The organism is Serratia ureilytica (assembly GCF_017309605.1).
Classification (GTDB): Bacteria; Pseudomonadota; Gammaproteobacteria; order Enterobacterales; family Enterobacteriaceae; genus Serratia; species Serratia ureilytica.
Window position 1 is genome coordinate 929,688 of sequence record NZ_CP071320.1, and the last position, 14,805, is coordinate 944,492.

General features: G+C 61.7%; 6 protein-coding genes. 5 read left to right on the plus strand and 1 reads right to left on the minus strand.

What is annotated here, in order from left to right:
• Positions 1-19: 19 nt before the first annotated feature.
• From recC to recD, 4 genes are all read left to right on the plus strand, one after another.
• A complete protein-coding gene (gene recC, locus J0X03_RS04295; RefSeq protein WP_160204533.1) occupies positions 20-3,391 on the plus strand; it encodes an exodeoxyribonuclease V subunit gamma in 3,372 nt (1,123 codons plus the stop codon).
• 232 nt (positions 3,392-3,623) lie between these two features.
• The gene (gene ptrA, locus J0X03_RS04300; RefSeq protein WP_129993595.1) at positions 3,624-6,512 is read left to right on the plus strand and encodes a pitrilysin; all 2,889 of its coding nucleotides are present in this window, start codon (positions 3,624-3,626) and stop codon (positions 6,510-6,512) included.
• Positions 6,509-10,060, plus strand: a complete 3,552-nt coding sequence (gene recB, locus J0X03_RS04305) for an exodeoxyribonuclease V subunit beta (RefSeq protein ID WP_033644855.1) — start codon at positions 6,509-6,511, stop codon at positions 10,058-10,060. Before ptrA ends, recB begins: the two co-directional genes overlap by 4 nt.
• Entirely contained in the window at positions 10,057-11,907 is a 1,851-nt protein-coding gene (gene recD, locus J0X03_RS04310; protein WP_160204532.1) for an exodeoxyribonuclease V subunit alpha, read from the plus strand. The genes recB and recD overlap by 4 nt, the downstream gene beginning before the upstream one ends.
• Positions 11,908-11,945: 38 nt before the next feature.
• Here the strand turns inward: recD and argA are convergent, their stop codons facing one another.
• On the minus strand, positions 11,946-13,271 hold the full coding sequence (argA, locus tag J0X03_RS04315; protein WP_015378910.1) for an amino-acid N-acetyltransferase: 1,326 nt from the start codon (positions 13,269-13,271) through the stop codon (positions 11,946-11,948).
• A 239-nt stretch (positions 13,272-13,510) separates the two neighbouring features.
• Between argA and amiC the strand changes: the two genes are divergently transcribed.
• Positions 13,511-14,764: an N-acetylmuramoyl-L-alanine amidase AmiC gene (gene amiC, locus J0X03_RS04320; protein WP_033644859.1), complete on the plus strand. Its 1,254-nt coding sequence runs from the start codon at positions 13,511-13,513 to the stop codon at positions 14,762-14,764.
• Positions 14,765-14,805: the final 41 nt, after the last annotated feature.

A 14,805-nucleotide genomic window follows, 5' to 3' on the forward strand; every position in this document is an offset into this window, starting at 1 on the left:
TTGTTTTAAAGGAGCCATCATGTTCACGGTTTATCATTCCAATCAGCTGGATTTATTGAAAACGCTGACCAGCGCGCTGATAGCCAGAGATCCGTTGGCCGATCCTTTTCAACAGGAAGTGGTGCTGGTTCAGAGCCCCGGTATGGCGCAATGGCTGCAAATGCAGCTGGCGGAGCAGTTCGGCATCGCCGCCAATGTCGCGTTTCCGCTGCCGGCGACCTTCATTTGGGACATGTTCACCCGAGTGTTGCCGGATATCCCGAAAGAGAGCGCCTTCAGCAAGGACGCCATGACCTGGAAGCTGATGTGGCTGCTGCCGGAGATGCTGACCCAGCCGGCGTTCGCGCCACTGCAGCACTATCTCACCGATGACGGCGACAAGCGCAAAATCCACCAATTGGCCGGCCGGGTTGCCGACCTTTTCGACCAGTATTTGGTTTATCGCCCGCAGTGGCTGGAGAGCTGGCAGCGCGGCGAACGCATCGACGGTCTGCCCGAGGCTCAGCAGTGGCAGGCGCCGCTCTGGGCGCGGCTGGTGGAGTACACGCGCGAATTGGGGCAGCCGGAATGGCACCGCGCCAATCTGTACAGCCGCTTTATCCACGCGCTGGAGCAGGCAACAACGTGTCCGCCCGGTTTGCCGCCGCGGGTGTTTATCTGCGGCATCTCGGCGTTGCCGCCGGTCTATCTGGAGGCGCTGCAGGCGCTGGGGCGGCATATCGATATCCACCTGATGTTCACCAACCCTTGTCGTTATTACTGGGGCGACATTCAGGATTACGCTTTCCTGGCCCGCTTGCAGAGCCGCAAGCGCCGTCACTATCATCAGGCGCGCGAGCAAGGGCTGTTTCGCGAACCGGCTGACGCGGCGCGTCTGTTTGACGCTGAAGGGCAGCAGCAGCTCAGTAACCCGCTGCTGGCCTCCTGGGGCAAGCTCGGGCGCGATCACCTCTATTTGCTGTCGCAGATGGAAGGGGCGCAAGAGGTCGACGCCTTTGTCGATATCCCGGCGGATACCATGCTGCACGCCGTTCAACGCGATATGCTGGAGCTGGAAGATCACGCGGTGATCGGCATCACGGCGGAAACGCTGGAAAGCAGTTTCAGCAAGCGCAGGCTCGATCCGCAAGATCGTTCCCTCAGCCTGCACGCCTGCCACAGCCCACAGCGGGAAGTGGAGGTGCTGCACGATCAACTGCTGACCATGCTCGCGCAGGATCCCGCGTTGACGTCGCGCGACATCATCGTGATGGTGGCGGATATCGACAGCTATACGCCTTATATTCAGGCCGTGTTCGGCAATGCTCCCGCCGAGCGCTACCTGCCGTTCGCCATTTCTGACCGTAAAGCGCGACAGGCGCATCCGGCTTTGCAGGCGTTCATCTCCCTGCTCGATCTGCCGCAAAGCCGCTTTACGTCGGAACAGGTGCTGGCGCTGTTGGAAGTGCCGGCCCTGGCCGCCCGTTTCGCCATTGGCGAAGAGGGGCTGCGCCTGTTGCGTCACTGGGTCGGTGAATCCGGCGTGCGCTGGGGGCTGGACGACGATAACGTGCGAGAACTGGATCTGCCCGCCACGGGCCAGCACACCTGGCGATTCGGCATTACGCGCATGCTGCTCGGTTACGCGATGGACAGCAACGCCGGCGATTGGCAGGGCATTTTGCCTTACGACGAGTCGAGCGGGTTGGTCGCCGAACTGGCGGGGCAGTTGGCGGATCTGCTGGCCCAATTGAGCCATTGGCGGCAAGTCTTGAGCGAAGCGCGCTCGCTCGAGGCATGGCTACCGCTGTGCCGACAGCTGCTGGATGCCTTCTTCGAAGCGGATAGCGATACCGAAGTGGTGCTGGCATTGATCGAGCAGCAGTGGCAACAGGCCATCAATTTTGGCCTGGCGGCGCGCTATCCGGATGACGTGCCCTTGACGATTCTGCGCGACGATTTGGCGGCGCGCCTCGATCAGGAGCGCATCAGCCAGCGCTTCCTCGCCGGGCAAATCAACTTCTGTACGCTGATGCCGATGCGCTCGATTCCGTTCAAGGTGGTGTGCCTGCTGGGCATGAACGACGGCGTGTATCCGCGCACGTTGCCGCCATTGGGTTTTGATCTGATGGCGCAGCAGGTCAAGCGCGGCGACCGCAGCCGGCGCGATGACGACCGCTATCTGTTCCTGGAGGCGATTCTGTCCGCGCAACAACGGCTGTATATCAGCTTCATTGGCCGTTCCATTCAGGACAACAGCCCGCGCTATCCTTCGGTGCTGGTTACCGAGCTGCTGGAGTATCTGGAGCAAAGCTATTGCCTGCCGGGAGACGAGGCGTGCACCGCAGACGACAGCGCCCGGCGAGTGGGCGAGCATTTGCTGAAGTGGCATGCGCGCATGCCGTTCGCCGCCGAGAATTTCTTGCCGGGCTCGGAAGCGCAAAGCTATGCCGCCGAGTGGCTGCCCGCCGCCGACGGGCGCGGGGCGGCGCACCCGGCCTTCAACCAGCTGCTGCCCGCCGAAACGCTGCAGCAAATATCGTTGGATGAGCTGCTGCGGTTTTACCGCCATCCTATTCGCGCCTTCTTCCAGCTGCGGTTGGGCGTCAGCTTTATCCTGGAAGAGACCGAGCTGCCGGACGAAGAGCCCTTCACGCTGGATAACCTCAGCCGCTACCAGTTCAACAGCCAACTGCTGAATACCCTGATTGACGGCGACGATCCCGAACGGTTGTTCCAACGGGTGCGCGCCGCCGGGGGGTTGCCCTATGGCGCCTTCGGCGAGATCTATTGGCAAAAGCAGCAGGAAGAGATGAGCGAACTGGCCGAGCAGGTGCGTGCGGAACGCGCGCAGAGCCACAGCCTGGAATTGGATATCGATATCGCCGGCGTACGTCTCAGCGGCTGGCTGCATCAGGTGCAGGATGACGGCCTGTTGCGCTGGCGGCCCGCCACGTTGTCGGCGGTGGACGGCATATTGCTGTGGCTGGAGCACCTGGTGTACTGCTGCGCCGGCGGCACCGGCGAGAGCCGCATGTACGGTCGCAAGAACTCCGCCTGGCGCTTTGCCGCGCTTGCGCCTGAAGAGGCGCAGGCGCAGCTGGCGGAACTGCTGGCGGGCTATCAGCGCGGTCTGTGTCAGCCGCTGCTGTTGCTGAACAAGAGCGGCTGGGCGTGGCTGAGTCAGTGCTATCAGCCGGAAACGCAGCAAATCGACTGGGAAGAAGAAGCGCAAACAAAGGCTCGCGCCAAATTGCTGCAGGCTTGGCAGGGCGATCAGCGCATTCCCGGAGAAGGGGAAGATCCCTATGTTCAGCGAGTGTTCCGCCAATTGGACAATGACTACCTGGCGCAAATACTGGCCGAAACAGAGCGTTATCTGCTGCCGGTGGCGTGTCATAACCTGGGGTAACAATCCCCCGGTGGTGCTGTGCGGCGGGAGGTGGTAAAAATAACGAAGGTTATATTCAACCATTGGGGTAATTCCCGGTCTTACATAACGTACAGGCATATACCCGCCGCGTTTTGGGGCGCCACATTGGCGAAGAACCCGGCGAGTACAGATTTGGTTATGTGGTTTTGATGTACGTCGCCAGCGTCAGGGAGTGGGCGTGGCGATGTCAGAATAGGGGTTTATTTTGGATATGCGCAGACAGTTGGCCCGCGTCACCGGGCTGGTATTATTGGCTATGTGTTGGGCGCCGTTGAGCTGGGCCGCACAAGGATGGCAACCGCTGGCGGAGAAGATCAATAAGAGCGAGCACGATCCGCGTCAGTACGAGGCGATCAAGTTGGCTAACGGCATGACGGTGCTGCTGGTGTCCGATGTCCAGGCGCCGAAATCGCTGGCGGCGCTGGCATTGCCGGTCGGGTCGCTCGAAGATCCGAACAGCCAACTGGGCTTGGCGCACTATCTGGAACATATGGTGCTGATGGGCTCCAAACGTTATCCCGAGCCGGAAAACCTGTCCGAATTCCTGAAAAAGCACGGCGGCAGCCACAACGCCAGCACGGCTTCTTATCGCACCGCCTTCTATCTGGAAGTGGAGAATGACGCGCTGGAGCCGGCGGTCGATCGCATGGCCGACGCCATTGCGGAGCCGTTGCTGGATCCGGGCAATGCCGATCGCGAGCGCAACGCGGTGAATGCAGAATTGACGATGGCGCGTTCGCGCGACGGCATGCGTATGGCGCAGGTCGGTGCGGAAACCCTCAACCCGGCGCACCCGAGCGCGCGCTTCTCCGGCGGTAATCTGGACACGCTGAAAGACAAGCCGGGCAGCAAGTTGCACGATGAGCTGACGGGGTTCTATAAGCGCTACTACTCCGCCAATCTGATGATGGGGGTGCTGTACGGCAATCAGCCGCTGCCGCAGCTGGCTGACATTGCCGCAAAAACCTTTGGCCGCGTGCCGAATCATGACGCCAGCGTGCCGCCGATCACCGTACCGGCCGTCACGCCGGAGCAGCAGGGCATCATCATTCACTATGTGCCGGCGCAGCCGCGCAAGCAGCTGAAGGTTGAGTTCCGTATCGATAACAACAGCGCCGCGTTTCGCAGCAAAACCGATACCTACATCGGTTACCTGATCGGCAACCGCAGTAAAAATACCCTGTCCGACTGGTTGCAGAAGCAGGGATTGGCGGACGCCATCAATGCCGGCGCCGATCCGATGGTGGATCGCAACGGCGGCGTCTTCGCCATCAGTGTCTCGCTGACTGACAAAGGCTTGGCCCAGCGCGACCAAGTCGTCGCCGCCATTTTCAACTACCTGAAAATGCTGCGCAGCGAAGGCATCAAGCAGAGCTACTTCGACGAAATCTCGCATGTTCTGAACCTGGACTTCCGCTATCCGTCGATCACGCGCGACATGGACTACATCGAATGGCTGGTGGACACTATGCTGCGCGTGCCGGTTGAGCATGCGCTGGACGCGCCTTACCTGGCCGACCGCTATGATCCTAAGGCGATCGCTGAACGTCTGGACGCCATGACGCCGCAAAATGCGCGCATCTGGTTCGTCAGCCCCGATGAGCCGCACAACAAGACGGCCTATTTCGTCAATGCGCCTTACCAGGTCGACAAAATCACGCCACAGCGCTTTACGCAGTGGCAGCAGTTGGGCAGCGGCATTTCCCTGTCATTGCCGGCGCTCAACCCGTACATTCCGGATGATTTCACCCTGACCAAACCGTCGCATGAATTCAAAAAGCCGGAAATGGTGGTGGATAAGCCCGGCCTGCGCGTGCTGTATATGCCGAGCCGTTACTTCGCCGATGAGCCGAAGGCCGACGTCACCGTCGCTTTCCGCAACGCCAAGACCATGGATTCCGCGCGCAACCAGGTGCTGTTCTCGCTGACGGATTATCTGGCCGGCCTGGCGCTGGATCAGCTGAGCTATCAGGCTTCGGTCGGCGGTTTGAGTTTCTCGACGTCGCCGAACAACGGCCTGATGTTTAACGCCAACGGCTTTACCCAGCGCTTGCCGCAGTTGCTGACGGCGCTGATCGAGGGCTATTCCAGCTTCACGCCGACGGAAGATCAGCTGGCGCAGGCCAAGTCCTGGTACCTGGAGCAGTTGGACGCCGCCGAGAAGGGCAAGGCGTTTGAACTGGCCATTCAGCCGGTGCAGATGGTTTCCCGCGTGCCGTATTCCGAACGCAGCGAGCGCCGCGAAGTGCTGAAAACGCTGACGCTGAAAGACGTGCTGGCGTATCGCGACAGCCTGCTGGCCGAGGCCACGCCGGAGCTGCTGGTGGTGGGCAACATGAGCAAGCAACAGGTCGATACGCTGGCGTCGACGCTGAAGCACCGTCTGGGCTGTACCGGTATTGAGTGGTGGCACGGCGAAGACGTGGTGGTGGACAAGAATCAGCTGGCCAACCTGCAACAGGTAGGCAGCAGCACCGACTCGGCGCTGGCGGCGGTCTATGTACCGACCGGTTACGACGAAGTGACCGGCATGGCCTACAGCTCGCTGTTGGGGCAGATTATTCAGCCGTGGTTCTACAGCCAGCTGCGCACTCAGGAACAATTGGGGTATGCGGTCTTTGCCTTCCCGATGTCGGTGGGCCGCCAGTGGGGCGTAGGCTTCCTGTTGCAGAGCAACAGCAAACAGCCGGCCTACCTGTACCAGCGCTATCAGGATTTCTATCCGAAAACCGAGAAACGCCTGCGTGAAATGAGCGAGGCCGATTTTGAACAGTACAAACAGGCGCTGATCAACGAACTCAAACAGCGGCCGCAAACCCTCAGCGAGGAGGCCAGCCGGTTCGCCAATGATTTCGATCGCGGCAACTTCGCCTTTGATACTCGCCAGAAGCTGATCGCGCAGGTGCAACAGCTGACGCCGACCAAACTGGCGGATTATTTCCACCAGGCGGTGATCCAGCCGCAGGGGCTGGCGGTGCTGTCGCAGGTCAGCGGCAGCGGGCAAGACAAAGCGGATTACGCGGCGCCTAAGGATTGGGTCACCTATCCGAACGCGTCGGCATTGCAGCAGATCCTGCCGCGCAAAGTGGCGACGCCATGACGGAAGTCGCCCCGCAGAGGCTAGAGCCGCTGACGCTGCCGCTGTTTGGCGAACGCCTGATCGAGGCGTCGGCGGGCACCGGCAAAACTTTTACCATCGGCGCGCTGTATCTGCGCTTGCTGCTGGGATTGGGGGGGGAAGCGGCGTTTCCCCGCCCGTTGACGGTCGAAGAAATCCTGGTGGTGACCTTTACCGAGGCCGCCACCGAGGAGCTGCGCGGGCGTATCCGTGACAATATCCACGGGCTGCGCATCGCCTGCGTGCGCGGCATCAGCGCTAACCCGCTGTTTTCGGCGCTGATGGAAGAAATTGACGATTTGTCTGACGCCGCTGCGCAGCTGCTGGCGGCGGAGCGGCAGATGGACGAAGCGGCGATTTACACTATCCACGGCTTTTGCCAACGGATGTTGACCCACAACGCCTTCGAGTCCGGCATGCTGTTTGAACAAACGCTGGTGCAGGACGAACTGCCGCTGCGGCGGCAGGCCTGCGCCGATTTCTGGCGCCGTCATTGCTATCCGTTGCCGCTGGGCGTGGCGCGTGCGATCAGCCAGGAGTGGAGCGGCCCGGAAGCGTTGCTGGCCGACCTTTCCGGTTATCTGCACGGTGAAGCGCCGGCGCTGCGGCGGCCGCCGAAGGACGAAGAAACCGTTCTGATGCGCCACGAGCAGATTGTCGCGCGCATCGACGCCATCAAGGCGCAATGGCGGGCGGCGGCGGGCGATCTTGAGGCGTTAATCGCCCAGTCCGGCGTCGATAAGCGCAGCTACAGCAGCAAACACCTGCCGAACTGGTTGAACAAGGTCGGCGAATGGAGCGGGCAGGAGACCCAGGATTACCAACTGCCGAAGGAGCTGGACAAGTTTCGCCAGTCGGTGCTGCTGGAGAAGACCAAGAAGGGCGAGCCGCCGCGTCATGCGCTGTTCACGGCGATAGACGAACTGTTCGATGAACCCTTGACGTTGCGCGACCTGATCATGGCGCGCGCGCTCAGCGAGATCCGCACCTCCATTCAGCAGGAAAAGCGCCAGCGCGCCGAGCTGGGGTTTGACGACCTGCTCAGCCGTTTGGACAGCGCCCTGCAAAGCGGCGGCGGCGAACAGTTGGCGCAGGCGATCCGCCAGCGCTATCCGGTGGCGATGATCGATGAATTCCAGGATACCGATCCGCAGCAATACCGTATTTTCCAAAAACTTTACGTCGGCCGGCCTGATTGCGGCCTGCTGCTGATCGGCGATCCCAAGCAGGCGATTTACGCCTTTCGCGGCGCCGACATCTTTACCTACATGCGCGCGCGTTCAGAGGTGAGCGCCCACTATACGCTGGAGACCAACTGGCGCTCGTCGCCGTCGATGGTCGCCAGCGTCAATCACCTGTTTTCTCAGGTAGAAAAACCTTTCCTGTTCGGCCAAATCCCCTTTATTGAGGTTAACGCGGCGGAAAAGAACCAAGGGCTGGCGTTTGAATTGCACGGCAAGCCGCAGCCGGCGATGCAATTCTGGCTGCAGCAGGGGGAAGGCGCGGGTGTAAGTGATTACCAACAGCTAATGGCGCGCCTGTGCGCCACGCAAATTCGCGACTGGCTCAGCGCCGGGCAGCAGGGCCTGGCGCGGCTGCAGAGCGGCAAGGCGTCACGGCCGGTGCAAGCCTCTGATATCACGGTGCTGGTGCGCAGCCGCAACGAGGCGGCGTTGGTGCGCGATGCGCTCAGCGCGCTGTCTATTCCGTCGGTCTACCTGTCCAACCGCGACAGCGTGTTTGACACCCCGGAGGCCAAAGACCTACTGTGGTTGCTGCAGGCGGTGTTGGCGCCGGAGCAGGAGCGCACGCTGCGCAGCGCCATGGCCACCGGGCTGATGGGGCTGGACGCGCCGACGCTGGACGGCCTGAGCCGCGATGAGCGCGCCTGGGACGCGCTGGTTAATGAATTCGACAATTACCGCACGCTCTGGCTGCGCCGCGGCGTGTTGCCGATGCTGAGCGAGGTGATGAAAACGCGCCAATTGGCGGAGAACCTGCTGGCCAGCGCCGGCGGCGAGCGTCGCTTGACCGACGTGCTGCATCTGGGGGAGCTGTTGCAAGAAGCGGCGGCGCAGCTCGACAGCGAGCATGCGCTGGTGCGCTGGCTGGCGCAGCAGATCGCTCAGCCTAATCGCCAGTCCGACAATCAGCAACTGCGGCTGGAGAGCGACCGGCATCTGGTGCAGGTGATCACGATCCACAAGTCCAAGGGGCTGGAGTTCGATCTGGTGTGGCTGCCGTTCGTCGGCAACTTCCGCCAGCAGCAGCAGGCGCTGTATCACGATCGCCACAGTTTCCAGGCGTTGCTGGACCTCGACGCCAATGAAGAGAGCCAGGCCTGGGCGGAGGAGGAGCGGTTGGCGGAGGATCTGCGTCTGCTGTATGTGGCGCTGACCCGCTCGGTGTACCACTGCAGTATCGGCATTGCGCCGCTGTTCCAGGGCACGCGCAAGAAACAGGGCGATACCGACCTGCACCGCAGCGCATTGGGCTATCTGGTGCAGGGCGGGCAGCCCGGCGACGCCGTGTATCTGCAGGAGCGGCTGCAGCAATTGGTGGGTGGCGGTATCGCGCTGTCGCTGGTTGAACCGCCGGATGCAGAACCCTGGCAACCCCAGGCGTCGCTGGCCGAAGCGTTGGCGGCGAAAAGCTTTACCCGGCGGATCCAGGATTTTTGGCGGGTGACCAGCTATACCGGTTTGCAACAGCACGGCGCGAGCCTGATGCAGGATCTGCTGCCGCGTCTGGATGTCGACGCGGCCGGTGAGCGCGGGGAAGAAAGTGAGCCAGCGCTTACACCGCATACCTTCCCGCGCGGCGCAACGCCCGGCACCTTCCTGCACAGCCTGTTTGAAACGCTGGACTTCACCCAGCCGCTCGACGAACAGTGGCTGCTGGAACAGCTGCAGCAGCAAGGGTTTGCCGAACACTGGCAACCGATACTGCTGGCGTGGATGCAGGTGCTGCTCAATACGCCGCTCGATGACAGCGGCGTGACGTTGGCGGCGCTGACGCCGCAGCATAAGCAGGCAGAGCTGCAGTTCTATTTACCGATTAACCGGCTGTTGCAGGCGAAGGAGCTCGATGCTCTGGTGAAGCGTTACGATCCGCTTTCCGCCCGCTGCCCGGCGCTGGATTTCCATCAGGTGCAGGGCATGCTGAAAGGCTTTATCGACCTGGTGTTCTGCTGGCAAGGCAAATACTACCTGCTGGACTACAAGTCCAACTGGCTGGGGGAGGACAGCAGCGCCTATACCCGGCCGGCGATGGAGCAGGCGATGGCGGAGCATCGTTATGATCTGCAATACCAGCTGTATACGCTGGCGTTGCATCGTTATTTGCGCCATCGGTTGCCGGATTATGATTACCGGCGCCATTTCGGCGGGGTGATTTATCTGTTCCTGCGCGGCGTGGATGCGGCGCACCCGGGCAACGGCATTTACACCTGTCTCCCCGCGTTTGAGCTGGTGGCGGGAATGGATAGCTTGTTCAGCGGCGAAGCTGCGGCGACGGAGGAAAAATCATGATCGCACTGCTGGAGCAGGCGGTGGCGCTTGGCGCGCTGCGCCCGCTGGACGTGCAGTTCGCCCGCGTGGTGGCGAGCGAAGACGAGCCTGATATTTTACTGGCCGCCGCCTGTCTGAGCGCTGAGGCGGGGGCGGGGCATGTTTGCCTGATGCTGGAGCAGCTGCAGGCGGACACGCTGTTTGAAGGGCGCCAACCGGCGCTGGCGCTGGCGCTGTGGGAGGCGGCCGGGCGACCGGATAGCGCACGTTGGCAGCAGCGCCTGGCGAGCAGCGCGGCGGTTGGGGACGGCAGCGGCGCTACGCCGCTGGTGCTGCGTGGGCAGCGCTTATATCTGCAACGCATGTGGCAAAACGAAGGTGAAGTGGCGGCGTTTATCGGCGGTGAAGGTGAATCGCTGACGGTGCCGGAGGAGGCGTTGCGCGCCATTCTCGACCGCTTGTTCGGCGCGGCGAGCGATGAACCCGACTGGCAGAAGATCGCTGCTGCGGTGGCTGCCACGCGGCGCATCGCGGTGATTTCCGGCGGACCGGGCACCGGTAAAACCACCACCGTCGCTAAACTGCTGGCGGCGTTGGTGCAGCTGGATGAAAGCGCGCGCTTGCGGATTCAGCTGGCGGCGCCAACCGGCAAGGCGGCGGCGCGCCTGACGGAGTCGCTTGGCAGCGCCAGCCGTCAGCTGGCGTTGACCCCGGCGCAGCAGGCGTTGTTCCCCACGGAGGCGGCGACGTTACACCGTCTGTTGGGGGCGCAACCCAACAGTCAGCGCATGCGCTATCACCGCGGTAACCGTCTGCATTTGGATGTGTTGGTGGTGGATGAGGCCTCGATGGTCGATCTGCCGATGATGGCGCGCCTGATTGCGGCGTTGCCCGATCGGGCCCGGGTGATTTTCCTCGGCGACCGCGATCAGCTGGCCTCGGTGGAGGCCGGCGCGGTGTTGGGGGATATTTGCCGTTTTGCCGAGCAGGGATACAGCGAGGCGCGCGCCGCAGAGCTGAGCCGCCTGACCGGTTGTTCGATCGAAGGACAGCGGGCCGACGCGCAAGCGGCGGTGCGCGACAGCCTGTGCCTGTTGCGCAAGAGCTATCGCTTCGACGCCCGTTCCGGCATCGGTCAACTGGCGTTGGCGGTCAACGCCGGTGCGGGGGATGGTGCGCTGGCGGCATTAAACGGCCGTTTCGGCGATGTCGCGGGCTATGCGCTGGCGACGAGCGAAGAGTATCAGGCGCTGCTGGACGCGTGCGTGGCGGGCTATCGCGACTATCTGCGGCTGACTGCCGAAGGCGCGGATGCGGCGGCGGTGCTGGCCGCCTTTAGCCGCTTCCAGGTGCTGTGCGCGCTGCGTGAAGGGCCGTTCGGCGTCGCCGGCCTGAATGAACGTATTGAACTCGGGCTGCAGCGCGCCGGCCTGATCGACCGCAAACCGGGTGTGCTCGGCCGCTGGTATCGGGGGCGGCCGGTGATGATCGGCCGCAACGACAGCGCGCTGGGGTTATTCAATGGGGATATCGGCATTACTCTGCCGGATGAGCGCGGCGAGCTGCGCGTGCATTTCCAACTGCCGGACGGCAGCATCAAGTCGGTGCAGCCGAGCCGTTTGCCGGCGCATGAAACCGCTTACGCCATGACGGTGCACAAGTCCCAGGGATCGGAGTTTGAGCATACGGTTCTGGTGTTGCCGAACCATTTCCTGCCGGTGCTGACGCGTGAGCTGGTCTATACCGCGATCACCCGTGCGCGTCAGCAGCTCTCGCTGTACGCCACGGACGCGGTGCTGCTGCGGGCCATTCGCACGCCGACCCAGCGTCGCAGCGGATTGGCTGAACGGCTGCAGACGACGGAATAAGCGATGAAGGGGCGCGGTAGCGGCCGCGCCCACAGGGATTACAGATCCGCCAGCAGAATTTTGGAGCGGCGTTGGTAGTTGTACAACGCCTGTTTCTGCATCGGCAGCACGTCGACCTCCGCCGGGGTGAAACCACGCTCCTGAAACCAGTGGATGCTGCGGGTGGTCAGCACGAACAGCTTCTTCAATCCCATCTGCCGCGCCTGATTTTCTACCCGCTGCAGCAGCATCTCGCCGCGCGAAGAGCTGCGGTAATCGGGATGCACCGCCACGCAGGCCATCTCGCCGATTTTTTCCTCCGGGAACGGGTACAGCGCCGCGCAGGCGATGGTCAGGTTATCGCGTTCGATAATGGTGAACTTGTCGATCTCCATCTCCAGCTGTTCACGCGAACGGCGCACCAGAATACCCTGCTGTTCGAGCGGCCGGATGAGCTCCAGAATACCGCCGATGTCGTTGATCGTCGCCCGGCGCACCTGTTCGGCGCTTTCCATCACGATTTGGGTGCCGATGCCGTCGCGTGAGAACAGTTCTTGCACCAGCGCGCCGTCCTCCTGATAGCTGATCAGGTGGCTGCGGCGCACGCCGCTGCGGCAGCCTTTCACCGCGCCGCGCAGGAAGCGCACGGTGCCGGAATGGTAATCACCGCCTTCCTCCAGCTCTTCAAGACGCTTTTGCGCGTCGTTGGGGAACAGCTCGGAAAGGATGTTGCCTTCCGCGTCGGTCACGCCCTGCGAGGAGCAGAAACCGATCATTTTTTCCGCTTTCAGTTTGATCGCCAGCTGAGTCGCGACTTCCTCCGAAGTCAGGTTGAAGCTCTCGCCGGTCACCGAGACGGCGACCGGGCCGATCAGCACGATGGCGTTGCTGTCGAGCTGACGATGGATCGCTTCTTCATCGATGCGGCGAATGCGGCCGCTGTGGCAGTAGTCGATGCCGTCATCGACGCCCAGCGGCTGCGCGATGATGAAGTTGCCGCTGACCACGTTAATGTGCGCGCCCTGCAGCGGCGTGTTGTTGAGGCTCATCGACAGCCGGGCGGTGATGTCCAGCTGCAATAAACCGGCCGCCTGCTTGACCAACTCAAGCGTATGGGCGTCGGTCACGCGCGTATGCTTGTGGTAGATCGGTTCATAGTTGTGCTGCGCCAGATTGGCGTCGATCTGCGGCCGTGCGCCGTAAACCACCACCAGGCGAATGCCCAGGCTATGCAGCAGCCCGATATCATTGACGATGTTGGAAAAATTCTCGTGTTCGATGGCTTCCCCACCGAGCATGATGACAAACGTCTTGCCGCGGTGGGCGTTGATATAGGGGACGGAGTGACGGAATCCTTGCACCAGCTCTGTACTACGTTCCTTCACGGGCAAACCTCTTTGCATATTTATACGATATTTTTGTATTTTTATTCTTTTATTGCGCCAATGGCAAGTGGGAAATCGTCATGAAGAGCGAGCTAAGGGCGCTAAATCGTTAATAAATTGAAAAACCATAAAAAGATTTTCTGATGACAGGGCTGGAATGATTGGTTAAAGTTTTCGGCATTCCCAAGTCATTGGTGTTTTTTTCATCTGTTGTAAACAGTTATTACTGCCGGAGCCGCATGCCAAACGCTAATCACAATCTGGGCCGCCGTCGTTTATTACAGGGCGTTGCCGCCAGCTGGTTGCTGAGTGTGAGTCGCACGGGCTTCGCCGCGTCATCGCACGTGATTGCCGTGCGCGTCTGGCCGTCCTCCACTTATACCCGCGTCACGCTGGAATCCAACGTCGAACTGAAATACAAGCAGTTCGCCCTGACCAATCCCGATCGCGTGGTGGTGGATATCGAAGGCGTGCATCTCAACAGCGTGCTGAAGGGCATCGCCGGGCAGGTGCGCGCCGACGATCCTTATCTCAAGCAGGCGCGCGTCGGCCAGTTCGATCAGAATACCGTGCGGCTGGTGCTGGAGCTCAAGCAAAGCGTCAGCCCGCACATGTTCTCGCTGGCGCCGGTGCCGGAGTATCGCAACCGTCTGGTGATGGATCTCTACCCGACCAAGGGCGGCAGCGGCGGCGAGGAGTATGATCCGCTACTGGCGTTACTGGAAGATTACAACAAAGGCGATCTGGAGCGCACGCTGCCGCCCGAAGCGCCGCAGGCCGGCAAGGCGGGGCGCGATCGGCCGATCGTCATCATGCTGGATCCTGGCCACGGGGGCGAAGATCCCGGTGCGATCGGCAAGTATAAGACGCGCGAGAAAGACATCGTGCTGCAGATTGCCCGCAAGCTGAGCGCCATGATCAAGCGCGAGCCGAACATGAAGGTGTTCATGACGCGCAATGAAGACGTGTTTATCCCGCTCAAGGTGCGCGTCGCCAAGGCGCGCAAGCAACGCGCCGATTTGTTCGTTTCGATTCACGCCGACGCCTTCACCAGCCGCGCCGCGCGCGGGTCATCGGTGTTCGCGTTGTCCACCAAAGGCGCCACCAGCTCGGCGGCCAAGTTCCTGGCGCAGACGCAGAACGCTTCGGACCAAATCGGCGGCGTCAGCAAGAGCGGCGATCGCTATCTCGACCACACCATGTTCGATTTGATCCAGACCGCAACCATCAACGATAGCCTGAAGTTCGGCAAGGAAGTGTTGAACCGGATGGGTAAAATCAACCGGTTGCACAAGAATCGCGTCGATCAGGCCGGTTTTGCGGTGTTGAAGGCGCCGGATATCCCGTCGATCCTGGTGGAAACGGCGTTTATCAGCAATATTGAAGAGGAGCGCAAGCTGCGCACCAGCCATTTCCAGCAGCAGGTGGCGGAGTCGATTCTGGCGGGCATCAAGGCTTATTTCGCCAACGGCGGCGCGTTAGCGAGCCGATAGCGGCAGGGCCGGGCGCAAGTCCGGCTGTTTTTGCGGATTGC

Coding starts and splice junctions, on each gene's coding strand:
- recC (WP_160204533.1), top strand. CDS start 20: ATGTTCACGGTTTATCATTCCAATCAGCTGGATTTATTGAAAACGCTG.
- ptrA (WP_129993595.1), top strand. CDS start 3,624: ATGCGCAGACAGTTGGCCCGCGTCACCGGGCTGGTATTATTGGCTATG.
- recB (WP_033644855.1), top strand. CDS start 6,509: ATGACGGAAGTCGCCCCGCAGAGGCTAGAGCCGCTGACGCTGCCGCTG.
- recD (WP_160204532.1), top strand. CDS start 10,057: ATGATCGCACTGCTGGAGCAGGCGGTGGCGCTTGGCGCGCTGCGCCCG.
- amiC (WP_033644859.1), top strand. CDS start 13,511: ATGCCAAACGCTAATCACAATCTGGGCCGCCGTCGTTTATTACAGGGC.